This is a genomic window from Mesorhizobium sp. WSM4809 (genome assembly GCF_055811655.1).
Map to the genome: position 1 here is coordinate 514,474 of NZ_JBVVQW010000005.1, position 25,333 is coordinate 539,806.

Annotated in this window: 20 protein-coding genes; 11 read left to right on the plus strand and 9 right to left on the minus strand. The window is 63.2% G+C overall.

Features of this window, described 5'->3' with window-relative positions; translation table 11 throughout:
* Window positions 1–18: 18 nt before the first annotated feature.
* On the minus strand, window positions 19–924 hold the full coding sequence (locus tag AC0L24_RS16435) for a branched-chain amino acid ABC transporter permease (RefSeq protein WP_127808203.1): 906 nt from the start codon (window positions 922–924) through the stop codon (window positions 19–21).
* 148 nt (window positions 925–1,072) lie between these two features.
* On the opposite strand from AC0L24_RS16435, the gene AC0L24_RS16440 reads away from it, so the two are divergent.
* The 10 genes from AC0L24_RS16440 to AC0L24_RS16485 all read left to right on the plus strand — a co-directional run bounded on the left by AC0L24_RS16440 (window position 1,073) and on the right by AC0L24_RS16485 (window position 13,199).
* Window positions 1,073–1,684, plus strand: a complete 612-nt coding sequence (locus tag AC0L24_RS16440; RefSeq protein ID WP_127271073.1) for a CGNR zinc finger domain-containing protein — start codon at window positions 1,073–1,075, stop codon at window positions 1,682–1,684.
* On the plus strand, window positions 1,677–2,213 hold the full coding sequence (locus AC0L24_RS16445; RefSeq protein WP_127269757.1) for a hypothetical protein: 537 nt from the start codon (window positions 1,677–1,679) through the stop codon (window positions 2,211–2,213). The genes AC0L24_RS16440 and AC0L24_RS16445 overlap by 8 nt, the downstream gene beginning before the upstream one ends.
* Before the next feature lie 219 nt (window positions 2,214–2,432).
* Window positions 2,433–5,927, plus strand: a complete 3,495-nt coding sequence (locus tag AC0L24_RS16450; RefSeq protein WP_127808202.1) for an indolepyruvate ferredoxin oxidoreductase family protein — start codon at window positions 2,433–2,435, stop codon at window positions 5,925–5,927.
* Between the two features lie 144 nt (window positions 5,928–6,071).
* Window positions 6,072–8,384 carry a putative bifunctional diguanylate cyclase/phosphodiesterase gene (locus AC0L24_RS16455; protein ID WP_127321216.1) on the plus strand — a complete coding sequence of 771 codons (2,313 nt, stop codon included), beginning with the start codon at window positions 6,072–6,074 and terminating at the stop codon, window positions 8,382–8,384.
* Window positions 8,385–8,534: 150 nt separating this feature from the next.
* Window positions 8,535–9,314 (plus strand): N-acyl amino acid synthase FeeM domain-containing protein, encoded by a 780-nt coding sequence (locus AC0L24_RS16460; protein WP_127267397.1) that lies wholly within the window; start codon window positions 8,535–8,537, stop codon window positions 9,312–9,314.
* A 118-nt stretch (window positions 9,315–9,432) separates the two neighbouring features.
* Window positions 9,433–9,582: a DUF3096 domain-containing protein gene (locus AC0L24_RS16465; protein ID WP_013528205.1), complete on the plus strand. Its 150-nt coding sequence runs from the start codon at window positions 9,433–9,435 to the stop codon at window positions 9,580–9,582.
* Between the two features lie 210 nt (window positions 9,583–9,792).
* Complete coding sequence (locus AC0L24_RS16470; protein ID WP_127267396.1) at window positions 9,793–10,017, plus strand: aa3-type cytochrome c oxidase subunit IV; 225 nt, start codon at window positions 9,793–9,795, stop codon at window positions 10,015–10,017.
* A gap of 84 nt (window positions 10,018–10,101) precedes the next feature.
* Window positions 10,102–11,370 carry a Re/Si-specific NAD(P)(+) transhydrogenase subunit alpha gene (locus AC0L24_RS16475; protein ID WP_127808201.1) on the plus strand — a complete coding sequence of 423 codons (1,269 nt, stop codon included), beginning with the start codon at window positions 10,102–10,104 and terminating at the stop codon, window positions 11,368–11,370.
* The gene (locus tag AC0L24_RS16480; RefSeq protein ID WP_473563968.1) at window positions 11,370–11,795 is read left to right on the plus strand and encodes a proton-translocating transhydrogenase family protein; all 426 of its coding nucleotides are present in this window, start codon (window positions 11,370–11,372) and stop codon (window positions 11,793–11,795) included. The genes AC0L24_RS16475 and AC0L24_RS16480 overlap by 1 nt, the downstream gene beginning before the upstream one ends.
* Before the next feature lie 6 nt (window positions 11,796–11,801).
* Complete coding sequence (locus AC0L24_RS16485) at window positions 11,802–13,199, plus strand: NAD(P)(+) transhydrogenase (Re/Si-specific) subunit beta (protein ID WP_127808200.1); 1,398 nt, start codon at window positions 11,802–11,804, stop codon at window positions 13,197–13,199.
* Between the two features lie 76 nt (window positions 13,200–13,275).
* On the opposite strand, the gene AC0L24_RS16490 is transcribed toward AC0L24_RS16485, so the two are convergent.
* The 4 genes from AC0L24_RS16490 to AC0L24_RS16505 all read right to left on the minus strand — a co-directional run bounded on the left by AC0L24_RS16490 (window position 13,276) and on the right by AC0L24_RS16505 (window position 20,330).
* Window positions 13,276–14,193 (minus strand): hypothetical protein, encoded by a 918-nt coding sequence (locus tag AC0L24_RS16490; protein WP_127808199.1) that lies wholly within the window; start codon window positions 14,191–14,193, stop codon window positions 13,276–13,278.
* 224 nt (window positions 14,194–14,417) lie between these two features.
* A complete protein-coding gene (gene gyrB, locus AC0L24_RS16495) occupies window positions 14,418–16,889 on the minus strand; it encodes a DNA topoisomerase (ATP-hydrolyzing) subunit B (RefSeq protein WP_127808198.1) in 2,472 nt (823 codons plus the stop codon).
* A gap of 161 nt (window positions 16,890–17,050) precedes the next feature.
* Entirely contained in the window at window positions 17,051–19,669 is a 2,619-nt protein-coding gene (locus tag AC0L24_RS16500) for a caspase family protein (RefSeq protein ID WP_473563969.1), read from the minus strand.
* A gap of 91 nt (window positions 19,670–19,760) precedes the next feature.
* On the minus strand, window positions 19,761–20,330 hold the full coding sequence (locus tag AC0L24_RS16505) for an NADPH-dependent FMN reductase (RefSeq protein ID WP_473563970.1): 570 nt from the start codon (window positions 20,328–20,330) through the stop codon (window positions 19,761–19,763).
* Between the two features lie 205 nt (window positions 20,331–20,535).
* On the opposite strand from AC0L24_RS16505, the gene AC0L24_RS16510 reads away from it, so the two are divergent.
* Window positions 20,536–21,909, plus strand: a complete 1,374-nt coding sequence (locus tag AC0L24_RS16510) for a cytochrome P450 (protein ID WP_127808196.1) — start codon at window positions 20,536–20,538, stop codon at window positions 21,907–21,909.
* A gap of 27 nt (window positions 21,910–21,936) precedes the next feature.
* On the opposite strand, the gene AC0L24_RS16515 is transcribed toward AC0L24_RS16510, so the two are convergent.
* From AC0L24_RS16515 to AC0L24_RS16530, 4 genes are all read right to left on the minus strand, one after another.
* Window positions 21,937–22,914, minus strand: a complete 978-nt coding sequence (locus AC0L24_RS16515) for a complex I NDUFA9 subunit family protein (protein ID WP_127270317.1) — start codon at window positions 22,912–22,914, stop codon at window positions 21,937–21,939.
* Between the two features lie 93 nt (window positions 22,915–23,007).
* On the minus strand, window positions 23,008–23,460 hold the full coding sequence (locus tag AC0L24_RS16520) for a DoxX family protein (RefSeq protein ID WP_127808195.1): 453 nt from the start codon (window positions 23,458–23,460) through the stop codon (window positions 23,008–23,010).
* A gap of 196 nt (window positions 23,461–23,656) precedes the next feature.
* On the minus strand, window positions 23,657–23,938 hold the full coding sequence (locus AC0L24_RS16525; RefSeq protein WP_127808194.1) for a hypothetical protein: 282 nt from the start codon (window positions 23,936–23,938) through the stop codon (window positions 23,657–23,659).
* A 241-nt stretch (window positions 23,939–24,179) separates the two neighbouring features.
* Window positions 24,180–25,181, minus strand: a complete 1,002-nt coding sequence (locus AC0L24_RS16530; protein WP_164749058.1) for an Ldh family oxidoreductase — start codon at window positions 25,179–25,181, stop codon at window positions 24,180–24,182.
* Window positions 25,182–25,333: the final 152 nt, after the last annotated feature.

Below are 25,333 nucleotides of genomic sequence, written 5' to 3' on the forward strand. Positions count from 1 at the left end.
CAACCAAAGTCTGACGTTTCAGGCGATTTTGCCGGTGTCGCGGCCGGCGCCGATCAGGATCAGCGTCGTGACCAGGAACAGATACATCCACGCATCGCGCCATTCGACCGGGAAATAGCCGGCCCACAGCGATTCGGCCATGCCGAAGGCGGCCGCGCCGAGTGCCGCGCGCGACGGCGAGAGATAGCCGCCGACCGCCGTCACGAACAGGATTTTCAGGCCGTAGACGAGGCCCGAGCCGAAGCTGACATTGCCGTAATAGAGCCCGGCCATCACACCGGCCAGCGCGGCGCAGAAGCCGCCGAACAGGACCGCGTGCCGGAACACCGCGCGCACGTCGACGCCGCACATAGCGGCTGCCTTGGGGTCGTCGGAGACGGCGCGCCAGCGCCGTCCGAAGCTCGACCGGGCAAATGCCCAGCTGGCCAGCGCGATTGCCGCCACCACCACGGCGCAGTCGATGAGCTGGATGAGCGTCAGCGTTGCCGTGAAGGTGGCGCCCTGCGCGAAAACGATAGGCTGCGCCAGCATCGGCGGGAGCCACAGATCATGCGTGTCGGCGGCGATGCGGCTCGCTTCGGACAGCAGCAGCAGGATGCCGAGCGTCGTCACCACAATTGCATTGGGCGTGCGGTCGGCCAAAGGTTCGAAGACACTGCGCGACAGCACGTGGCTGATCAGCGCGGCATAGAGGAACGCAGCGACGACGCCGAGCGCCACCGCCGCCAGCAGCGTCAGCCACAGCATCTGATAGCCGAAGGCCGCGGTCAGGATCATCGTCTGGCCGCAAAAGGCGAACAATGCGCCATAGGCGAGATTGGTGCGGTGCAGGATGCCGTTGGTCAGCACATAGCCAAAGGCGAGCAGCGCATAAAGCGCGCCCGAATGCAGCCCGTTCAGCACCTGCTGGAAGAAATAGAGCATGCAAAACCTCGAAGCATGCCGCCCAAAAGTGCGAAGCGGTCCTGGCCAACGACAGGCTCAAAAGGCTGCGAAGATCATCGCAGCCCAGAGTGAGGGTGCATCGCTGAATCTAACTTGTCAAATACGATTTATAGGTTAGATTTTCGCCATGACGGTATCCTGGACCCCGCACCGCTTCACCGGCGGCCTGCTTGCGCTCGACACAGCGAACACCGTCGTGCTGCGCGGCGATCCGGGGCGAACCTTCGATCGCTTCGACGATCCGGCCGAGATTGCCCGCTTCGCCGATGCGGCGAGCCGCTTTCGCGCTGCCGAACTTGGCGACAGGCCATTGGCGGTATCCTCGGCGGTGGCGATCGCACCCGTCGTGCTGTCGATCCGCGAGGCGACCGACCGGCTGTTTCGTGGAGCGGCGTCGAAGGGCGCGGTTGCCACCACTGATCTGCCCGGATTCCTGAGAGCCTGCGCCGATGGCCTTGCCGGCAGCCGGACCGAGATCGGTGCGCCGGGGCGGCCGTTCGGTGATCCCCTGACGCCGATCGCCTTCGAGGCGGCACTGGCGGTTTCGGCGTTGTCGCTTCTGCGTGACGACACCGTCGCGAGGCTGAGGATCTGTCCCAATTGCACCTGGCTGTTCGTCGACAGAAGCCGCAATTCCAGCCGCCTTTGGTGCGACATGGCGGTGTGTGGCAACAGGCAGAAGGCAAGCCGTCACTATCGTCGCCGTCGCATGGCGGAAAATGAGGTCAGGAATGCGTAGCGGCCTTTCCCGTTCGATCCTTGTCGGCGTGGCACTCATCGCGGCCGTTGCGCTGGGCGCCTGCCGCGATACCGGCAATGACGAAGGCAAGCTGTTCGAGATTTCCGGCAAGATATTCGTCTTCAACTACCGCCTCGCAAGGGCGACTTATGTCGTGACCCTGCGGCCGCTGAAGCCGATGGGAGAGGGCCAGGTCGCGGTCGCCAGCTTCCAGGATCCCGCCGGCGGCGCGCCTCTGGTGGTCGAGCAGAAGGTCTGGCCGAAGCTCGACAAGGTGACGCTGGAGAGTCCGGCACTGACCTGCGTCGTCAAGAACAAGCCCTATGCGATTGCCATCAGCATCAAAGGCGCCGACGGCGCGGTCCTGCAGAAGATCGACACCACGCTGATGTCGACGGAAGACCAGTCGATCCTGCCCGACCGGCCGCTGGTCATCGACCAGCTCTACACCGCCAATCCCGATCTCGTCGGCCATCCCGACGGCAAGCTGCCGGGCGAACCGAAGCCGGATTGCTCGAAGGGCGGCTGACGCGTCGCGGCCATCCGGGCCGCAGCTGAAATTTTCGTGCGCCGGGCAATGTCCGTGGATCGGTTTCATACCCGATTCAGGATGGCCGCGGACTGTCCGTTGCGCGTTGCCTGGCATCTGCGATTTTGTTTGACCTGCCTTGCAAGGGGAGAAAGGATGCGTCATCCGACCCCGACGTTGGCTGCCTGCCCCGCGTGGCCTCCGCAGAGGAAATGCCTGATGACGCTGCACGACGTCGCGCTCGACGACAAGTTCGATCTCGCAAAGGAGCGCATCTTCCTGTCTGGCGCGCAGGCGGTCATTCGCATGCTGCTGATGCAGCGCGAGCGTGATCGCCGCGCCGGCCTGAACACGGCCGGCTTCGTCTCCGGCTATCGCGGTTCGCCGCTCGGCGGCCTCGACATGCAGCTTTGGAAGGCGAAGAAACAGCTCGCCCAGGCTGACATCGTCTTCCAGCCGGGTCTCAACGAGGAGCTTGCCGCCACCGCTTGCTGGGGAACGCAGCAGACGGAACTGCTGGGCGAGGGCACTCATGACGGCGTCTTTTCGGTCTGGTACGGCAAGGGACCGGGTGTCGATCGCTCAGGCGACGTGTTCCGCCACGCCAACCTCGCCGGATCGTCGAAGCATGGCGGCGTGCTTGCGCTGATGGGCGATGACCATATGGCCGAATCCTCGACCAATGCGCACGCCACCGAATTCCTGTTCGTCGACACGATGGTGCCGATCCTCAATCCCGCCGGTGTCCAGGAGATCATCGATTACGGGCTCTACGGCTTTGCCATGTCGCGCTTTGCCGGTACCTGGGCGGCGATCAAATGCGTCAAGGATAACATCGAATCGACCGCCTCGGTCGATGCCGCGCTCGAGCGGCTGAACATCGTCGTGCCGGATTTCGACATGCCATCAGGCGGTCTCAACATCCGCCACGAGATCGATATGCTCGGTCAGGAGGAGCGGCTGCATGAGCACAAGCGCGCCGCGGCTTCCGCCTTCATCCTTGCCAACGGGCTGAACCGCATCGTCTATTCGGGCGGCCGCAACCCGAAGATCGGCATCATCACGCTGGGCAAGAGCTATCTCGATGTCCGTCAGGCGCTGGAGGACATCGGCATCGACGAGGCGGCCGCCAACCGCATCGGCGTGCGGCTGTTCAAGGTCGGCTGCCCCTGGCCGCTCGACCTGCATCACATCGCCGATTTCGCCCGCGGCCTCGACACCATTGTCGTCGTCGAGGAGAAGCGCTCGCTGATCGAAGTGCAGCTGCGCGAAAGCCTTTATGGCACTGCCACCCAACCGGTCATTATCGGCAAGAAGGACGAGCGCGGCGACTGGCTGTTTCCGGCCAAGGGCGCGCTCGATCCCAACGAGATCGCCATTGCGCTTGGCGAGAGGATCGTCAGGACCATCGGCCCGTCCGAAGAGATTTCGGCGCGGGTGGCGAAGCTGCGCCAGTTCCAGGCAATGCTCACCGAGGCCACCGACATCGGCTCGCGCACACCGTTCTTCTGTTCCGGTTGCCCGCATAATTCGTCCACCAAGGTGCCGGACGGCTCTATCGCCGCGGCCGGCATCGGCTGCCACTTCATGGCGCTGTGGATGGACCGCAACACCGTCGGTTTCACGGCCATGGGCGGCGAGGGCGCGCAATGGGTCGGCCAGGCGCCGTTCTCCAAGCGCGAGCACATCTTCCAGAATCTTGGCGACGGCACCTACAACCATTCCGGTACGCTGGCGATCCGCTTCGCGCTGTCGAGCGATGCCAACATCACTTACAAGATACTCTACAATGACGCCGTCGCCATGACCGGCGGCCAGCCGCACGAAGGCGGCCTGACCGTCGACATGATCGCCAGGCAGGTGCGCGCCGAAGGCGTCGACCGCATCGCCATCGTCACAGATGAGCCCGGCAAATATGCCGGCAAGGCCGAATTCCCGGCCGGCGCCACCATCCATCACCGCGATGACCTCGATCTCGTCCAGCGCGAGCTGCGCGAGGTCAAGGGCGTTTCGGTGCTGCTCTACGACCAGACCTGCGCCGCCGAAAAGCGCCGCCGCCGCAAGCGCGGTACCTTCCCCGATCCCGACAAGCGGGTCTTCATCAACGAGCTGGTCTGCGAGGGCTGCGGCGATTGCGGCGTGCAGTCGAACTGCGTCTCGATCCAGCCGGTCGAGACCGAATTCGGCCGCAAGCGCAAGATCGATCAGTCGAGCTGCAACAAGGATTTCTCCTGCGTCAACGGCTTCTGCCCATCCTTCGTCACTGTGCACGGCGCCAAGATCCGCAAGGCCGAGGGCCTGGCCGGCAAGGCCGATCCGCTGGAAGGCGTGCCTGTGCCGGCGCAATTCCCGCTTGGCGAGCAGGGCTGGGCGGCGATCATCGACGGCGTCGGCGGCACGGGCGTCGTCACCGTAGGTGCGGTGCTTGGCATGGCGGCGCATCTCGAGGACAAGGGCTGCGGCATGATCGACATGGCCGGCCTCGCCCAGAAGGGTGGCTCGGTGTTCACGCATGTCCGCATCGCCCGCACCCCCGACGACATCCATGCCATCCGCGTCTCGGCCGGCAAGGCCGATCTCGTGCTTGGCTGCGATCTCGTCGTTTCGGGCGCCAAGAAGGTGCTGACCGCGGTGCGCGAGGGCCACACCATCTTCGTCGCCAACACCGCCGAGATCATGCCTGGCGAATTTGCACGCTCGGCGGATTTTTCGTTGCCGATAGAGCGGCTGAAAAAGGCGATCCGTGCGGCCGCGGGCGACGACAAGGCGCATTTCTTCGACGCCACCCGCACCGCCACGGCACTTTTCGGCAACTCGCTCGGCGCCAACATGTTCATGCTCGGCTTTGCCTTCCAGCATGGCGGCCTGCCGCTATCCGCCGAGGCGGTCGAGAAGGCGATCGAGCTCAATGGCGAAGCCGTGGCGATGAACGTCGCCGCGTTCCGCTGGGGGCGTCGCGCTGCCCATCAGCCGGAATTCGTGCGCGGCCTCGTTGCCCAGCCGGGTCCAGCCGTGGCTGGGAAGGCCGGCCCGGGCACGGATGTCGCCGAGACACTGGACGATATCATCGCCCGCCGCGTCGCCTTCCTGACAGCCTATCAGAACGCCGCCTATGGCAGGCGTTATGCCGAAAAACTGGCCGTTTTGCGCGCCGCCGAAGCGAAGGCCATACCCGGGTCGACCACGGTATCGCAGGCCGCCGCCAGGAACCTGTTCAAGCTGATGGCGATCAAGGACGAATACGAGGTGGCGCGTCTTTACACGGACGGCTCTTTCGTCGCCGAACTTGGAAAACAATTCCAGAGCTACGAAAAGCTCGAATTCCACCTCGCGCCGCCGATCATGGGCCGTCGCGGCAATGACGGCAGCCCTAGGAAATCGAGCTTCGGCCCGTGGATGATGAAGGGTTTTCGCCTGCTGTCGGCGATGAAGGGCCTGCGCGGCACCGCCTTCGACCTGTTCGGCTACACCGCCGAACGGCGCATGGAGCGACGGCTGCTGGCGCAGTATGAGGCGGATCTGGAACTCATCGCCGGATCGCTGGCCCCGGCCAAGGTCGATGCGGCGGTTGCGCTGGCCTCGGTGCCGGCCCTCATTCGCGGCTATGGTCACGTCCGTCGAGCCAGCGCCGACAAGGCCTCGAGCGAACGCCAAAGGCTGCTCAAACGCCTATCGAGTACGCCGGCGCGGCCGAAACTTCAGGCCGCGGAATGATCGATACGCCTTGTTTACCTGAACGACAGTTTCCTTGCTTTCCGTTGCGTCACCCGGCTTGACGGCAGGAGCGGCGGGGCCTCTCTAAATCTTTCTTAAGGCGGATGTGGCACTGCTTGGCTCCCCAGGGTTGGGATTCAGGCGTTGAATCTGATAAAGAAGAACGAGATCCCGGTCGACGTCTACATTCCGTTCGTGGAAACCTTGTTTCGCGACGGGTTGACGCTTTCGATAGGATTCTTTGCCCAAACCCTGCTGGTCGTGCTGGTTTACTGGAAAACCATGGATCCGGCCTATCTCGCGGTCACACTCGGACTGCTGGCCGTCGCCTTCCTTCGTCTTCGCAACATCAGGAAATATCGTCACGCTCCTTCGCCTCAAAATTGGGAAGAGGCGCGTCGCCGCGAGAACGACTACATACTGTACGGCTCGATGCATGGCTTCATGCTTGGTGCCTTCTGCTTTGTCGGCATCTATCTTGCCTATGACCCATTCGCGGAAATAGCTGCCGTCTGCGTGACGCTTGCCTCCGCCACGTCTATTGCTGGCCGCAACTATGGTTCGCCCAGGATGGTCGTGATCTTCATTATGACCATGACTTGGCCGATCTCGCTGGGCTTCATCCTGCGGGGCGATCCCTATCACTTCATTCTCGGCCTGCTTTCGGCGCCATTTCTTTTTGCCATCAAGCGCTTCGCCGATCTGGTCCGCGAGGTGCTTTTCGCCGCCCTGTCCGAGGAAAAAAAGGCCAATCGCATCGCCCAGCGCTTCAACCGAGCGCTCAACACCATGTCGCACGGCCTTGTCATGCTCGGCCCGGACGGCCGCGTCGCGGTGGCCAATGCCGAGGCGGCGCATCTGATGTCGCTCAAGTCGCCCGACGCGCTGCTCGGCCGGTCGATCCATGGTCTGTTGATGCGCGGTGTCGCCGGCGGCATGCTGGCGCCCAAGGATTGCCGCTACATCGAGGCCCAGCTGACGCGTGCCCTGCGCGAGGGCCGCGACCGCAAGGTGCTGGTTTCCCTCGCCAACGGCCAGCATTACGAGTTCTCGGCTCGCGAAGGCAGCCAGGAACTGGGCGTCATCACCTTCGAGGACGTCACCGCCCGTGTCGAGGCGGAAGACAAGATCCGCTTCATGGCACGTTACGACAACCTCACCGGCCTGCCCAACCGCGCCTATTTCCATGAACTGGTCGGCGAGGCCATGGTATCCGGCGATCGCGATCGTCTCTGCGGCCTTGCGGTGCTCGACCTCGACGATTTCAAGAGCGTCAACGACACGCTTGGCCATCCGATCGGCGATGGCTTGATCTATGCCGTTGCCGAGCGGCTTGCCGCCATTGCCAGGCAAGATATCACGGTCAGCCGTTTCGGTGGCGACGAGTTCATGATCTTCTTCGACCGCGTCGAGGATGAGAGCCATCTGACCAGCCAGCTCGACGAGATTTTCGCCGGCCTGCAAGGGGAAGTCGACGTCGCCGGTCACGGGCTGCGTATTCAGGCCAGCGGCGGCGCGGTGCTGTCACGGGTCAAGGATACCGATGTCGACGCCATGATCGTCAAGGCGGACCTGGCGCTCTACAAGGCCAAGGAGCTCGGCAAGAACAGCTGGCGGCTGTTTGAAGCCTCGATGGATGCCGCCTTCCGCAACCGTCAGCTGATGAAGGCGGACCTGCGTACAGCCGTGGAAAGCAAGGGCTTGAGGGTGGTCTATCAGCCGATCGTGGCGATGAGCACCATGCGTATCGCCAGCTGCGAGGCGTTGTGCCGGTGGGATCATCCCGATCTCGGGCCGATCTCGCCCAGCATCTTCATTCCTTTGGCTGAGGAAATGGGCATCATTTCCGAGATCAGCACCTTCGTGCTGCAGGCAGCCTGCGCCGAATGCGCCAAATGGCCGGACCAGACCAGCGTCTCGGTCAATCTCTCGGCCAAGGATTTCCGCAACCGCGACGTCATCCAGAAGGTTCGCGATGCGTTGGCCGGCTCCGGCCTCGCCGCCTCCCGGCTCGAGATCGAGGTCACCGAAACGGCGCTGCTGGACGACAAGTCGCTGACGCGCCAGTATATCGAGGAGCTGAAGCAGATCGGCGTACGCATCGCGCTCGACGATTTCGGCACCGGCTATTCGAGCCTGAGCTATCTGCACAAACTGCCGCTCGACAAGATCAAAATCGACCGCTCGTTCCTGATGGACGTCACCCAGAACCCCCGTTCGCTCGAGCTGCTCAAGGGTATCGTCAACCTATCGCGGCCGCTGGGCCTTTCGGTCACCGTCGAGGGTGTAGAGACCTTCGAGCAGCTCAAGATACTGGCGCTGCAGGTCAAGCCCGACCTTGTCCAGGGGTTCCTGTTCGGTTCGGCGCTCAGCGCTTCCGGCATCGAGACCATGTCGAACACGGTATGGCCCTTCGCCAAGGACATCAATTCAGCCAAGAGAGCCGCACGCCGCTGACCGGTGCCGGGAAGAGTGTCGCCTTTTCATAAAAATTTACGGATCGTTAACGTTAATGATCGGTAAACGACGTGTGCTCCATTTTCATCTTTTACATCTCAGGGTCCCGTCGTAGGTTGAACTGCGGCGGAAACTTACGAGGGTTTGAGTATGGATGTGCAGTTGGAAGCGCTTGGCCATGTGGCGGGCGGGGGTGAAGAAAATTCGCCCGACAGCATGTCGAGTTTCGCCCGCAATGTTTCAGCGATGCTTGAGCGGACGGAATATCGCCGCTGCGACAAGGGAGAGGATCTCGAAGACATCTATAGGTTACGCTACAAATCCTATCGCTTGAATGATATGGTGCCGGAAAACCCGGAACATATTGTGCATGACGAGCTCGACGAAGCTGAAAATTGTTCCAAGTTCGGCGTCTATATTGACGGCATCCTGGTCTCCACGGTGCGCATTCATCATGCCTGCCGGGCCACGCCGCAATCGCCGTCTACAACTGTCTACGGCGACATCCTGCGCCCGATGCTGGCTGCCGGGGCGCACTTTGCCGATCCGAGCCGCTTTGCTGCCGACCCAGACTGGTCGAAGGTCTATCCGCAGATCCCCTACCTGACGCTGCGCCTTGCCGGAATGGCCTGCTTCTACTTCGACGCACCTTACTGTCTCTCGACTATCCGGCCCGAACATGCGGGTTTCTACCGTCGTATCTACTGTTCTGAGCAGATCGGCGAACTGCGCGACTATCCGGGCCTGAACTACAAGGTCGTGCTCTATCGCGCCAATGTCGCTGCCATTCGCGAGCGGTCGTTCTCGCGCTTCCCATTCTTCCGATCCACATCTCTGGAGCAGCGTATGCTGTTCGAGACACCTGGTGCTGGAGAATTGGCGCCGCTGACCATCCTGCCGACTGCCAAATATTTTCGCGAAGCCGCCTGAGATTAGGCGTTCGCAGAACCACTGGAGCTTTCCGGCCGGATACGCGTTCTGATGGCTCGGCGCCTTGTCGTCCTCGCCATTGGTCGCCGAATCCACGGATATGCCAAAGGAACCCGTCATGACCATTTCCACACTTGCGCTCACCCCGCTTATCTCGCTGATCGCCGGCGTGCTGATCCTGGTCATGCCAAGGCTGTTGAACTACATCGTCGCGCTCTATCTGATCGTCGTCGGGTTGCTCGGGCTATTTCCGCATCTAGCCGGCTGAGGGCGCCGGCTTAGGCCACGCAAGCGTCTGCCTTCGAAGCATCTTTCCGCATCAAGCATCAGAATCCAGCGATCGGACTCCGTCGCGCGTTGGCAGCCGGCTTCAACCTTTCCTTGAGGCAGTTGTCCGCTGTTGTGCGGCAATAGCGCCATTGCTCTCGGCCCGGCTTTTCGCTATGTGCCTGAAAGATGTCTTCGAAGGGGTATTCCTATGGCTGATCACTCGCCGACCGGTCCTGTCGAGCTGGGCGCGAAGATGGACTATGCCGAGCATGACCGCACTTATGCGGGCTTCCTCGCGCTGGCCAAATACGGATCGCTTTTCTGCGGAGCCCTGCTTCTGGCGATGGCCTTCGGCTTCTTCGCGGGCGGCTTCTTCTCGGCGACCATCCTGTTCGTGCTGATTATGGCCGTCGGCGCCTTTATCCTCCGATAGATTTTCCGACACCTTGTCCACGGCGCCGCCGCGAGGCCGGCCGGCGTCTTGCGGGAAATAGCTTCCGGCCGAAAGGATCATGCGGTGGGACAGACGGTTTTCATCCCTCGTGAGCTCGATGCCAACGAGCCGCGCGTCGCGGCCTCGCCCGATACGGTGAAACGGCTGGCGGCGTTGGGCTTCGACGTCGTCGTCGAGGCCGGTGCCGGTCTGAATTCGCGCATCGTCGATGCCGATTATGCGAGCGCCGGCGCCGCCATAGGCAAGGCTTCCGATGTCGCCAAGGCCGATGTCGTGCTGAAGGTGCGTCGGCCCGGCGATGCCGAGCTGAAGAGCTACAGGCCCGGTACAGCGGTCATTGCCATCATGGATCCCTATGGCAATGATGCCGCTGTGGCAGCCCTGGCCAAGGCCGGTGTCACCGCCTTCTCGATGGAATTCATGCCGCGCATCACCCGCGCGCAGTCGATGGACGTTTTGTCCTCGCAGGCCAATTTGGCCGGCTATCAGGCGGTGATCGACGGGGCTTCGGAATATGATCGCGCGCTGCCGATGATGATGACGGCGGCCGGCACGGTGCCGGCGGCGAAGGTCTTCATCATGGGCGTCGGTGTCGCCGGCCTGCAGGCGATCGCCACCGCGCGCCGGCTTGGTGCGGTCGTCACCGCCACCGACGTTCGCCCCGCCGCCAAGGAACAGGTCGCCTCGCTCGGCGCAAAGTTCCTTGCGGTCGAGGACGAGGAATTCAAGGCCGCAGAGACGGCAGGCGGCTACGCCAAGGAGATGTCTAAGGAATACCAGGCCAAGCAGGCGGCACTCACATCAGAGCACATCGCCAAGCAGGATATCGTTATCACCACGGCGCTGATCCCCGGCCGACCGGCGCCGAAGCTGGTCTCAGCGGCCATGGTCGCCTCGATGAAGCCAGGCTCGGTTCTCGTCGATCTGGCGGTCGAGCGTGGCGGCAATGTCGAGGGCGCCGAAGCCGGCAAGGTCGTCACCACCGCCAACAACGTCAAGATTGTCGGCCATCTCAATGTGCCTGGCCGCATCGCGGCGTCGGCCTCGCTGCTTTATGCCAGAAACCTGTTTGCCTTCCTGGAAACGCTGGTCGACAAGACGACCAAGACGCTTGCCATCAACCGCGATGACGATCTGGTCAAGGCAACGATGCTGACCGACGGCGGCAAGGTGGTTCATCCGGCATTCGTGAAGTCTGACCAGCAGCCCCATGTCGAGCCGGCGGCGATCCCGGCCAAGACCATGGTCGCCGACGCTTCGCCCAAGAAAGCCGCGCCCAAGAAACCGGCCGCATCCAAGTCGCCCTCGTCGAAGTCGAAAGGCATTGCGTGATGGATCAGACCCTGCAGAAAGCCCTTGACCAGCTCGACCAGGCTTCCGCCGCCGTCCGGCTGGCGGTGCAAAACATAGCGACCGCGCCTGGTGGTGCCGACGCGGCGGGTGATGCTGCGCATGCGCTGTCCGGCGGCGCCATCGATCCCTTCGTCTTCCGCTTCGCCATCTTCGTCCTGGCGATCTTCGTCGGCTACTACGTCGTCTGGTCGGTGACCCCCGCGCTGCACACGCCGCTGATGGCCGTCACCAACGCCATCTCCTCGGTCATCGTCGTCGGCGCGCTGCTTGCCGTCGGCATCGCCGCCTCCGGCATTGCCGCGGGCTTCGGCTTCGTCGCGCTGATGCTGGTGTCGGTCAACATCTTCGGCGGCTTCCTCGTCACCCAGCGCATGCTGGCCATGTACAAGAAGAAGGACAAGTAGAGCGCCATGAACGCCAACTTCGCGTCCTTCCTCTATCTTGTCTCCGGCGTCCTGTTCATCATGGCGCTGCGCGGCCTGTCGCATCCGACCACCAGCCGCCAGGGCAATCTCTACGGCATGATCGGCATGGGCATCGCCATCGCCACCACGCTGGCGCTGGCAACCCCCTCGGCCGGCCGCTTCGGCCTGATCGTGCTCGGCCTGGCCATTGGCGGCGGCGTCGGCGCCGTCACCGCGCGCCGCATCGCCATGACCTCGATGCCGCAGCTGGTCGCCGCGTTCCACTCGCTGGTCGGCCTCGCTGCCGTCATGGTGGCGGCCGCCGCCATCTATGCGCCGGAAAGCTTCGGCATCGGCACGGATGGCGACATCCACGCCCAGGCGCTGATCGAGATGAGCCTTGGCGTCGCCATCGGCGCCATCACCTTCACCGGCTCGGTCATCGCCTTCCTCAAGCTCGACGGCCGCATGTCCGGCAAGCCGATCATGATCGGCGGACGCCACTTCATCAACGCGGCACTTGCCATCGCGCTCGTCGTGCTGATCGTGCTGCTGGTCACCACCGAGTCCAAGCTGGTCTTCTGGCTGATCGTTGCCGCCTCGCTCGTCCTTGGCGTCCTTCTCATCATCCCGATCGGCGGCGCCGACATGCCGGTCGTCGTCTCGATGCTCAACTCCTATTCGGGCTGGGCGGCGGCCGCACTCGGCTTCACGCTCGGCAATCTGGCGCTGATCATCACCGGTGCGCTGGTCGGCTCGTCCGGCGCGATCCTGTCCTACATCATGTGCAAAGGCATGAACCGAAGCTTCATCTCGGTCATCCTCGGCGGCTTCGGCGGCGAGACGGCAGCGGCCGCCGATGACGGCATCGAACGCACGGTCAAGCAGGGTTCCGCCGACGATGCCGCCTACCTCATGATGAACGCCCAGAAAGTCATCATCGTGCCGGGCTACGGCATGGCGGTTGCCCAGGCGCAGCATGCACTGCGCGAAATGGCCGACAAGCTCAAGGCCAATGGCGTCGACGTCAAATATGCCATCCATCCGGTCGCCGGCCGCATGCCCGGCCACATGAACGTGCTGCTCGCCGAAGCCAATGTGCCCTACGACGAAGTGTTCGAACTCGAGGACATCAACTCGGAATTCGCGCAAGCCGATGTCGCCTATGTCATCGGCGCCAACGACGTCACCAACCCGTCCGCGCGCGACGACAAGTCTTCGCCCATCTACGGCATGCCGATCCTCGACGTCGACAAGGCCCGCACCTGCCTGTTCGTCAAGCGCTCGCTCGGTTCCGGCTATGCCGGGATCGACAACACGCTGTTCTACAAGGACGGCACCATGATGCTGCTCGGCGATGCCAAGAAGATGACCGAAGAGATCGTCAAGGCCATGGATCACTGATCCGACCACGGCGCGACGGAAGCAAACAAAAGCCCGGCCTTGCGGCCGGGCTTTTGTTTTGGGCGTCTTGGCCGGATCAGCGGCTGGTGAGGAACACCGCTTCCTCGTCGTCGCGCTGCCTGCCGCCGAGAGCCGCGGCGGCGCTGGCGATGAAGGCGCCGATCGCCAGCGACAGCGCACCAAGCAGCGCAAAGGTCGCGCTGGCCTTCCTGGCGGTGTCGGCGGCCTGTTGCGCCTTGACCTTGGCGTCCTGAGCCTTGGCGATGACCGCATCCACCCGCGTCTTGGCATCCGCCTCGGAAAGCCCCGTGCGGGCGGCGACCAGTTGCGACAGATATGTCTTGTCCTCGGCCGACACTTCACCCGCCACGGCGCCGGCGATCAGGATGCGCGAGGCCTGCCCGGCCGCCGCGGCATCACTGTCCGGATTGGCGGCCGCCAGTTTGCTCGGATCGGCCGGACGAAACAGCGAATCCACCAGATAGGATGTCGCATTGTCGACCGACGGGGTGCCGGCATTGGCCGAGGCCCCAGCCGATGCCCCCATGGCAGCGCCGGACGCGACGGTGGACACCGCCTGCACGCCTGAACCGATCGCCGCGGAAAGCGCTGAGCCAAGCACGCCGACGACGAGCAATGTGGCGAGTGCCCAGGCGAGAAAACCGTGGGCGGTGTCACGGAAATAGACCTCGTCGGTATGAACGCCGACCCATTTGGTGCGCAGCCGTCCGGCAAGATAGCCGCCGAGGCCGGAGGACAGCCATTGCACGATGACCAGCCAGACCGCGGTGGAAACCGCGAATGTGGTAACGGTTGTGCCAGACCCCGACCAGGGAGACACCATGCTCAACCCCAGCCCCGAACCAAGCAGCATGAGGATGAGGGTCAGCGTCGAAGCCGCGAAGGCGCCGGCGACGATAGGCCCCCAACTTACGGCGGTGGCGGAGGATTCGGTTGAGGCGGAAACGTCGACAGCCGATAGGGTGGACTGCATGACAGCCCCCTATCGCGCGAACAGCATGATCAAAATGATGATCGGGATCGGAATGCCGAGCAACCAGAGCAAAATGCCGCGTCCCATGAAGGCCTCCTGTTAGAAATCGTGATCGATGTTGTCACAATGCTCCAAGGGGACTTCCGTTCCGGCGGACTATAAAATGATTTTCTTGCCGCCGGCGAACAATTGGCGCGCACAGCGCCAATGTCACAGACCAGATATCAGATGTCCAGATTGGCGACGGACAGTGCGTTGTCCTGAATGAATTCTCGCCTGGGTTCGACCTCGTCGCCCATCAGCCGCGAAAACAGCGAGTCCGCGTCGGTCGCGTCATTGACCTTGACCTGCAGCAGCGAGCGCACGTTCGGATCGAGCGTGGTTTCCCACAGCTGTTCGGCATTCATCTCGCCGAGACCCTTGTAGCGCTGCATTGTCAGGCCCTTGCGGCCGGTTGCAAAGACCGCATTGAGCATCGCCAGCGGCCCCGAGATGGTTTCGGAGACATCCTTGCGGCGCAGCACCGGCGGCGAGCCGTAGACCTCGCTGAGGCGCTGTGCGTAGCGGTCGAGCTGGCGTGCGTCGGCCGAATTGATCAGCGCCAGATCGAGATGCGCGTATTCCTTGACGCTGCGCACCGTGCGCTCGAACACATAGCCGCCGACACCTTCATTCGAGGTCGACATGCGGCCGGTCCAGCCGCGCTCGGTGTCCTCGGCAATGATGTCGAGGCGTTTTGCAATCCGCTCCGCCATGGCGTTGGCGCGGCCGAGATCGGTGAACACGTCCGGGTTGAGCCCGCCGGCAATCGCCGCCTGTTCGACGACGCCTCTGTTGTAGCGCGTGTGCAGGCCGTTGATCAGCTGGCGCACCGCCAGTGCGTCGTCGATGGCTCCGCGCAGGTCCTGCCCGATGCGAACCTCGCCCGAGCCGAGCGTAAGCGATGCTTCCTCCAGTCCCGAGCCGATCAGGAACTCTTCGAATGCGCTCTCGTCCTTGATGTATTGCGAGCTCTTGCCGCGCGTCACCTTGTAGAGCGGCGGCTGGGCGATATAGAGATGGCCGCGCTCGATCAGCTCCGGCATCTGCCGGAAGAAGAAGGTCAGCAGCAAGGTTCTGATATGGGCACCGTCGACATCGGCGTCGGTCATCAGGATGATCTTGTGGTAGCGCAGCTTGTCGGCGTTGAACTCGTCCTTGCCGATCGAGGTGCCGAGCGCCGTGATCAGCGTGCCGATCATGTCGGAGCCGAGCATGCGGTCGAAGCGCGCCCGCTCGACATTGAGGATCTTGCCGCGCAACGGCAGGATCGCCTGGTTCTGGCGCGAACGCCCACCCTTGGCCGAGCCGCCGGCGGAGTCACCCTCGACGATGAAGATTTCGGACTTCGCCGGGTCGCGTTCCTGGCAGTCGGCCAGTTTGCCGGGCAGGGAAGTGACGCCGAGCGAGCTCTTGCGGGTGATATCGCGCGCCTTGCGCGCCGCTTCACGCGCCGCCGCGGCCTGGATCACCTTGTCGACGACCACCTTGCCTTCGCTCGGATGTTCTTCCAGCCAGGTGCCGAGCGCTTCGTTGACCAGGCCTTCGACGACAGGACGGACTTCCGACGAGACCAGCTTGTCCTTGGTCTGCGAGGAGAATTTCGGATCTGGAACCTTGACTGAAAGCACCGCCGTCAGGCCTTCGCGGCAATCGTCGCCGATCAGCGAGACCTTTTCCTTCTTGGTCAGGCCGGAGGATTCGCCATAGCCGGTGATCTGGCGCGTCAGCGCGCCGCGAAAGCCGGCCAGATGCGTGCCGCCATCGCGCTGAGGGATGTTGTTGGTGAAGGCCAGCACGTTCTCGTGGTAGCTGTCGTTCCACCACATCGCCACTTCGACGGTGATCCCATCGCGCTCCGCCCGGATGGCGATCGGCTTGTCGATCAGCGGTTTCTTGACCCGATCGAGATATTTGACGAATTCCTCGAGGCCTCCATCATAGTGCAGCTCATGGCGCACGACATCGGCGTGACGGGCATCGGTCAAAATGATGCGCACGCCGGAATTGAGGAAGGCAAGCTCGCGCAGCCGGTGTTCCAGCGTGCTGAAGTCGAACTCGACCATGGTGAAGGTCTCGGCCGACGGGAAGAAGGTGATCTGGCTGCCGCTGCGGCCCTCATAGGTGCCCGGCTGCTTGTCCTGCTCATAGCTGCCGGTCGCCTTCAGCGGCGCGTCGGCATTGCCATGCGTGAAACTCATCTCGAAGATCTGGCCGTTGCGGCGGATTTTCAGCTTCAGCCACGCCGACAGCGCGTTGACCACCGAGACGCCGACGCCATGCAGGCCGCCCGAGACCTTGTAGGAATTCTGGTCGAACTTGCCGCCGGCATGCAGCTGCGTCATGATCACTTCGGCCGCCGAAATGCCTTCTCCGGTGTGGATATCTGTCGGAATTCCGCGGCCATTGTCGATCACGGTGACCGAACCATCGGGGTTGAGCGTTACGGTGACGAGATCGGCGTGACCGGCCAGCGCCTCGTCGATGGCGTTATCGACCACTTCATAGACCATGTGATGCAGGCCCGAACCGTCGTCGGTATCGCCGATATACATTCCGGGGCGTTTGCGGACAGCATCCAACCCCTTCAAAACCTTGATGGAATCGGCGCCGTATTCGGCTTCAGCGCCGTTGTTGTTGTCGATCTGATCGCTCATGAAAACCTGTTGTCTGGATGCCGCTTGCACGGCGCGAAAAACCCGCTCCGAATCGCGCCTCTGATATGCACTAGATATAGGCGCAAAAGGCGGTTTTTCCAAGGTTTGCAGGCATTTCACGGGGAATGAGCCGGCTGTCCATGGCAGCCTCCCGTCAGGCCCTATTTCACTTTGGCCAGCCGGTCCCTGAGAAACTTGATCATGAACTTGTATCGCGGCGCCAGCCGCCCGCTGCGGTCGAGCTCCAGCGTCATGTCCAGCGCCTGCGAAAGCACCGTCTTGGGGTTCTTGGCGACCTGAGCGTAGTCGATCATGGCAACCACCAGGTCGCGCTGCCAGGTGGCGTTGTTTGGGTCGGACCGGGCGAGCTTCTGGCGGATGTCGAGACTGTCCTGGAAAGCCTGCCGCGCGCCTTTGACGTCGCGCTGCTTGGCCTTGAGCATGCCGATCTCGGACAGGGTGATCGATAGGTCGCGTTGCCAGTCGGCATTGGCAGGGTCGAGCTTGGCCAGCCGGTCGGCGATAGCGAAACTGTCTGTATAGGCCTTGAGTGCTCCGGCGCGGTCGCCCTGTATCGCCAGAATGCCGGCGACCTTCTCCAGGCTGACCGAGAGGTCGCGTTGCCAGTCGGCGTTGGCAGGGTCACTGGCCGCCAGCACGCGGGCTATCGAGAGGGCTTGCCTATAGGCGGCGAGGGCTGCCGGCCATTCCTCTTGATCGCTCAGCGCATTGCCCATCTTTGCGTTGCCGACAGACAGGTCGCGCTTCAACTCACTGTTGTCGGGGTCGCGGCCCACTAATTGTTCGACGATCGCATGGCCCGCTTTATAGGACGCGAGTGCGCCCGCCGCATCGCCGCGCTCGCGCTTGAGGTCGCCGATCGTATCATGGCTGACCGACACATCGCGCTGCCGTTCGGCATCCTGCGGCTTCTTTTCGGCCAATGCCAATCGGATCTTCAGGCTCTCCTCGTAGGCCATCTGGGCGTTGTCCAGTTGCCCCATGACCCGGGCAAGGCCGCCGATCTCGTCATAGCTGATCGTCAGGTCGCGCTGCAGTTCGGCGCGCTCCGGCTCGTTGTCGGCAAGCTGCTTCTTGACCGACAAGCCTTCCTGGTAGATCTGCGAGGCCCCAGCCAGATCGCCTTGCGTCACAAGCACATTGCCGATCTTGTCGTCGGCCATGGCGAAGTCGCTGAACCATGACAGCCGATCGGGTTCGGCAGCGGTCAAATCCCTGAGCATGGTTCTGGCGGTCCGATAGTTTTCCAGCGCTTCCGGCAGGTCTCCTTGCGCCAGCTTGATGTTGCCGAGCTTGATGTGGCTGACGGCAAAATCGCGCTTGACGCTCGGGTCGGTTTCCCGGGCCGAACGCAGCTCGAGATTGGACACCAGCGCTGCAAAGGCGCGGCCTGCCGCATCGGTGTTGCCGACAAGGGTGTAGAGCTTGCCGAGCTCGTCCAGGGTTCGGATCTGGCGGTCGGCCTGGTCCAGGGTCAGATCGGTTTGCCCGGCCTCGCCGTAGAGGACCAGCACCGATTTATAGTCCTTGATGGCCGTGGCATAGTCGAGGTCGGCACGCGCCGCACCGCCCGACAGGAAACGCGTCGCCGCCTCGGACAGCGTGCGGTTGACGAAGTTGGCCTTCAAGGCGTTGCGCGAAACATTGTCGATGTCGGCGGCCTTTGCGAGGATGGCGCGAGCCCCATCGAAGGCGCCGAGCGAAAGCTGCTCCTCGGCCTGCCGGCGCAATTCCGTCACCTGCGGATCATCGGAGGCCAGCGTCCTCATTTCGCCGCGCACCTTGACGAAGGCGTCGGCCGCCTCGCGCAACCGGGCATTCAGGCTGTCCGCGGAAAGGTGGCTGGCGTCGGAGCTGATCAGCACGCCGTAGAGAGGCGCCAGCGGCATGTCGACATCGCTGGCGACCTGCTCGACCTCACCGCGCATTTCCGGCGTCACGTCGGCCATGGCAAGCAACAGGCGCTCGCGCTCCGGCAATTGTTGCTTGGCGGCCGCGGCAAAAAACAGCTTCGGCAGGCCGCTCTCGACGTAAGGCAGCTGTTTGCCCCGCGACAAATCGTAGACCTCCTGCTGCACCAGCGTCAGCACCGAGCGGATCTCGAGCCCGTCGGTGCCGAGATATTTGGTCAGCGCTGTCGTGAAGGGCGAGTTCTGGCCGGTGCCGTCGGCAGCCGTCTCGCCCGGTGCGGCGGAGAAGGCGAACAGGATGTTTTCGGCGCGGCCAATCCGGCCGAGACCCGGCTTCACCTTGTCGGAGACATCCTTTGCCAGCGATGTCGCGCCGCGCCCTTCACCGCTGCTTCCCGAAAAGGGATCGCTGCGGCAGGCGTCGAGCATGATCAGGCCGACCTTGGCCGTGGCGGCCACGCTGTCGCGCACCTCTTCCAGCGGCAGGCTGGTCTTCTCCAGCGCATCGAGCGAGGAGGCGTCGGCATCGATCGGGAGCAGCCGGTTGTCGCCCGAGATTTCCACGCCGTGGCCGGAGAAGTAGACCAGCGCCACGTCGGCGCCTTTGGCATCCAGGCGAAAATCGTCGAGCGCGCGGCGCATTCGCCGCAGGTCGCGATTGGTTTCGAGAATGACCTCGAAGCCGAGCTTCTTCAGCGCCGCTGCCATCGCCTCGCCGTCATGGACCGGATTGGCGAGCGGCCGAACCAGGCGGTAGCCGTCCTCGGCTATGATCAAGGCCACGCGTCGCTCAGCCACCGCGGCGGCGGTGCTCATGAGCATCAGCAGCAAGGCAAAAAGCAAGCGCAAGTCGAACCGCCCCCCGGCTTGTCCATTTGCGCAAACATTCCACCTCTTTATGCCATGAGCAAGCCGGGCTTTTTGCGGAAGACCAGCGTTTTCAGGCAACCCGCATAGGCTTCAAAGCCTCGCTCCAGCGCAACAGCTCGTCGAGCATGGTTTTGGCTCCGCCCTGCACCTGTTCGCTGGCGTTGAAAGCGCCGTTCTCATCGAGCAGTTTCTGGTACATCGGCAGCGCGACGCCTTCCGAGATCGGCATGACGCCGACCGATGTCAGCAACGGCTTCAGCGCTTGCGCCGCGCGCAGGCCGCCGGAGACGCCGCCATAGCTGAAAATGGCTGCAGGCTTGTACTTCCATTCACGCGCGAGATAATCGACCGCGTTGACGATCGCCGGCGCCACGAAATAATTGTATTCCGGCGCCACGAAGACGAAGGCGTCGGCGGCATCGATCGCTTTCGACCAGGCCTTGGTATGGTCGTTCTTGTAATTGCCGAGCCTTGGATGGTGCGGTTCGTCCAGCACCGGAAGCTTGAACGTATCGATGTCGGTCAGTACCGGCTCGAATTTTCCATGCTCGCGCGCGAACGTCTCCAGCCACTCGGCAAAAACCGGTCCGGCGCGGCCTGGCCGCGTGCTGCCGATGATGATGTTCAACTGGTGCTTCAAGGCGGGCTCCTAGGTCTGGCGGTATCTGTTGGTGACCTACGGCAGGGCGCGGCCGCGGACAAGGCGGCACCGCCATGGAGGCGGTCACAATCGGCTGAACGGATCGCCTGCTGTGACGCCTCGGGCTGCATATTTGCGCCTGCCGTTCGGTCACATGGACGCCCGCATTGCCAGCCATTACATTGGGGTATCAGCGGAGCAGCCCATGGACATCCAGCCCGCCCCCTTCATTCCCCCGGCGCCGAAGCCGCGCACCACGCCGCCCTCGACGCTGGAGATGATCCGCATCGTCTACCGCAACCCGCTCGAATTGTGGGGTGAGCACACCTACAACGAGCCGTGGATCTCGGCCAGTGGTGTTGGTGGACATCTGATCGTCGCCAATGATCCCGGCCTGATCCGCCATGTGCTGGTCGACAACGCCAGGAACTACAAGATGGCGACGGTGCGTCAGAAGATCCTGCGGCCGATCCTGCGCGATGGCCTGCTGACCGCCGAGGGCGAGGTCTGGAAGCGGTCGCGCAAGGCGATGGCGCCGGTGTTCACGCCGCGCCACATCTTCGGCTTCGCCCAGCCGATGCTGAGACGCACGCTGGACTTCGTCGCCCGCTACGAAGACGGCGGCACGTCCGACATCGCCCATGACATGACGCTGCTCACCTACGACATCCTGGCCGAGACGCTGTTTTCCGGCGAGATATCAGGCGAGCCCGGCAGTTTCGCCAACGAGATCGACCGCCTGTTCGAGACCATGGGTCGCGTCGATCCGCTCGATCTGTTGCGCGCGCCCGACTGGCTGCCGAGGCTGACCCGTATCCGCGGCCGCAAGACCATGGCCTATTTCCGCAAGATCGTCACCGATACGGTCAAGATGCGCGAAGCGAAATTCAAGCGCGACCCCGATGCCGTGCCGCAGGATTTCCTGACGCTGCTGCTCAAGGCCGAGGGACCCGACGGGCTGACGCGGGCCGAGGTCGAGGACAACATCATCACCTTCATCGGCGCCGGCCATGAGACGACGGCGCGTGCGCTGGGCTGGACACTGTATTGCCTGGCTGAATCACCGTGGGAGCGCGACCGGGTCGAGCAGGAGATCGACCAGGTGTTGGCGCGCGAGCCCGATCCGACGAAGTGGCTCGACGCCATGCCGTTCACGCGTGCGGCTTTCGACGAAGCGCTCAGGCTGTATCCGCCGGCGCCGTCGATCAACCGCGAGCCGATCGAACCGGAAATGTGGAAGGATCTTCATATTCCCAAGCACGCCGCGGTGCTGGTGATGCCCTGGGTCGTGCATCGCCACAGGAAACTGTGGGACCGGCCGGATGCCTTCCTGCCGGAGCGCTTCCATCCGGGGAATCGCGAAAAGATCGACCGCTTCCAGTATCTGCCGTTTGGCGCGGGTCCGCGCGTCTGCATCGGCGCCAGCTTCGCCATGCAGGAGGCGATCATCGCGCTGGCGATCATGCTGTCGCGCTTCCGCTTCGACACGACAGCCGAAACCAAACCCTGGCCGGTACAGAAACTGACCACGCAGCCGCAAGGCGGTCTGCCGATGCGGGTCACGCCGCGACCGGCATGAGACACAGCTTCAGACGGTTGTGATAAATCAAGCAGCAGGCTTGCGTTGCTGGAACTGGCCGGCGGCGCGGTAGCGCCAGAGATAGCTGGGCAGGATCGTCGCGATCGATTGCGGCTGGATGCCGAGCCCTGCAAGCGTCCTGTTGGTCTTGTTGGCGGCGTCCGAAACGATGTTGTGCTCGCGCAACTGCGTCACCTGGTCCTTGGTCAGCAGCGGATTGGGCAACAGGCCGAGGATCGAGGCCTGGATGTTGGCCACCCACCACGGCACCGGCACCAGCAGCCGCTTGCGCTCGATCACGTCGAGCAGCTCTTCCATGCACTGCTTGAAGGTGAGCACCTTCGGTCCACCAAGTTCATAGATCTGGCCGCCATCCACCTTGCCGTCGACCGAGCGCGCCACCGCTTCGGCCACGTCGCCGACATAGACCGGCTGGAACTTGGTCTGGCCGCCGCCGATCAGCGGCAGCACCGGCGAATAGCGCGCCATGTTGGCGAAGCGGTTGAAGAAGCCGTCTTCGGGTCCGAAATTGATCGACGGCCGGAAGATCACGGCGTCCTTGATCGTCTCCAGCACAGCCTTTTCGCCAAGCGCCTTGGTGCGCGCGTAGTCTGATTCGGAGTCCAGATCGGCGCCAAGCGCAGAAATGTGGGTCAGGCCGGCGCCGACCGAGCGTGCGGCCTCGGCCACTGCGCGGGCGCCGAACTCGTGCACGGCGGAGAATTTCTGCCGGCCGCTCTCATGCAGGATGGCGACCAGATTGACGACGTGGTCGGCGCCCTGCACGGCGCGGTCGACCGACCAGCGCACGCGCACATTGGCCTGCACCGGCTGGATCTGGCCGACATTGCCAAGCGGCTGCAAATGGCCGGCAAGATCGGGCCGCCGGCAGGCGACCCGGATGCGATAGCCGCGCTTGGCCAACGCGCGCACGACATGGCGGCCGACAAAGCCTGACCCGCCAAAGACGACGACGAGCTTTGGGGTCTGCAGGATTTCGGTCATGGCTGGCTCCGGCGCTCGCAAGCTTGGCTGAAGCCGTTTCATAATCCGTTTCGTGCCAAAGGCAAAGGGCGACGCGTCGTCGCTATCAGCCTGTCAGAACGCTTTGCCCATACGGGCGTCGACCGAATGGCGGTTGCCGCCGCGAATGACGAAGAAGAGCAGGATCGCCGCCCAAAGCAGCGACTTTTCCGCGCCCGAATAGCCTTGGTCCATCGTGACCCAGTGGAACCAGACCGTGACCAGCAGCACGAACAGGCCGGCAAAGGCGGCCGGCCGCGTCAAAAACCCGATGGCGATGAAGATGCCGCCGAAGAATTCAGTGCAGGCCAGAAGCAACGACCACAACGCGCCCGGATAGAAGCCGAGACCCTCGACCATCTCGGCAGCGCCGAAAGGATTGGTGATCTTCTGCGAACCGTGGATGGCGAAAAACCCGCCGGCGACGACGCGAAGAACGGTTTCGGCACCATCGTGCAGAGCCGCGTAAAGCCTGCCAAGGACCGGGATGACAAGGGCGTTGCGGGGATTGTCCATGCTTGCCGGCATTATAGCTCCTCTGTTTTGCTCAATCAGCGCAAACGGCCGGTCGGGTTGGCCGAAGTCAAATAAACAAAAGTTGACCAAAACAAGAATGTTTTACCATTGTGCGATCAAAACGCAGAAAACCCCGCAGAAGCGGGGTTTTCCGGGTGACATCCATGCGAAGTCAGGGGCCGACGGAGCGGCCTGACCTGAGACGGTATCAGGAGGGCGTGAAGCAAGTACGCCCACCCCAGCCCTGAACATCCGACATGGTGCCACCAACCTTCTTGCAGGCGGCGACGAAATCGGCGCTGCAATTGGCGAATTTTGCATGGCCGTTCTTGCAGTAATGGTCTTCGGTGGCGCCGCCGCTCGGGGCGGCGATGACACCCGGGCTGGTCGGCTTGATCGGCGCGGCCTTCAGGGTGGCTGCCTGTGTGGCACCCATGAACGAGCCGAGCAGAAGGACGGCGGTCAGCATGGTAATCTTGGTGTTGGTCATGACAATTTCCTTTGATTTGGGTTGAGGTTTCCGAGGCGCGAAGGACCGGCCTTCGCGTGATGCAGGCTTTCGATTTCGGTTTGCTGCTTCCCCCGGTGTGGATCGGGCAAGCTCGCCTTGCCCTGGACAAAGCTGGGTCGCAGCAAGGCGCGGAAAGGTTCAGCAGCGCGCAAAGAAAATCGCACCGCGCCGCGCCTGCGGCGGGCAGATTTCAGATAACTATTTGATATTTAACAGCTATTCAGGAAGAATAGCGTGCGGCGAATTCGGAAATGCGCTGCACCACCGCCTTGGATGCCGTGATGCCCCGCGCTTGCGCCTTCTCGGCGGCCTCTGCGCGGGCACGACCGGGCACATGCACACCGAAGCGCCGCCGCAGCCGGTCGAGCTGATCCTTCATCCGCTGCTCGAAATCCGGATCGAGCAGCTTGGGTTCGATAGCAAGCACGAATAGTCCCGTGCCGGGGCTGTCCGGCCCGCCGCTGAACCATGGCGCGTCGAGCGACCAGTTGGCGCCCGACAGGCCCGCCGCCAGCACCTCGACCATCAGCGCGATGTTGGCGCCGCGCTGGCCGCCGAAGGCGAGCATTGCGCCCTTCATGGCGGCGGCGGGATCGGTGGTCGGGTTGCCGCTGGCGTCCAGCGCCCAGCCTTCCGGGATTGTCTTGCCCTCCTCGGCCGCTTTGCGGATGTTGACGAAAGCGGTGGCGCTCGACGACTGGTCGATGACCAGCGGCGCCCCGTCGGCGGCGGGGGCGGCAAACGACATCGGGTTGGTGCAGTAGACCGGCTTGACCGAGCCCGAGCCGGCAAGCACGGCCGGGCCGTTGGTGGCGGCGAACGACACCAGCCCGAGTGTTGCCAGCCTTCCGGTGAAATAGCCGAGCGCGCCGCATGTATAGGCGTTCTTCTGCGAGAAGATGGCGACGCCGAACAGTTTTGCCGCCTTGGCGAGGTCGTCGATGGTGCGGTCGAAGCCGGTATGCGCCAGCCCCCGGCGTGCATCGGAGAGATAGACCGCAAGCGCCGGCCGGGTGATCACCGGGTCGGCATTGCCGTCGATGCGTCCGGCTTCCAGCGCCTCGAGATAGTCGATGAAATGCGACAGACCGACCGAGGAAAGCCCTTCGGCCTCGGCTGATATGATCGAAGCAGTGAGCGATTGTGCCGCTTCCTCATTGGCGCCAGCGCCAAGTGCCGCCATCCGGCACAGTCCTTTTGCCTGGTCGAGACTGAGTTGCATGATGGCAATCCTAGGGGAATAGGGGAGTAAGGGAATAGGGGAATGGTGAGCAGTGAATAGCGAATGGGGATGGAATTGTGAACGTGAATAGTGGCTGGCTACTCCCCTACTCCCCTACTCCCCTACTCCCCTACTCCCCTACTCCCCTACTC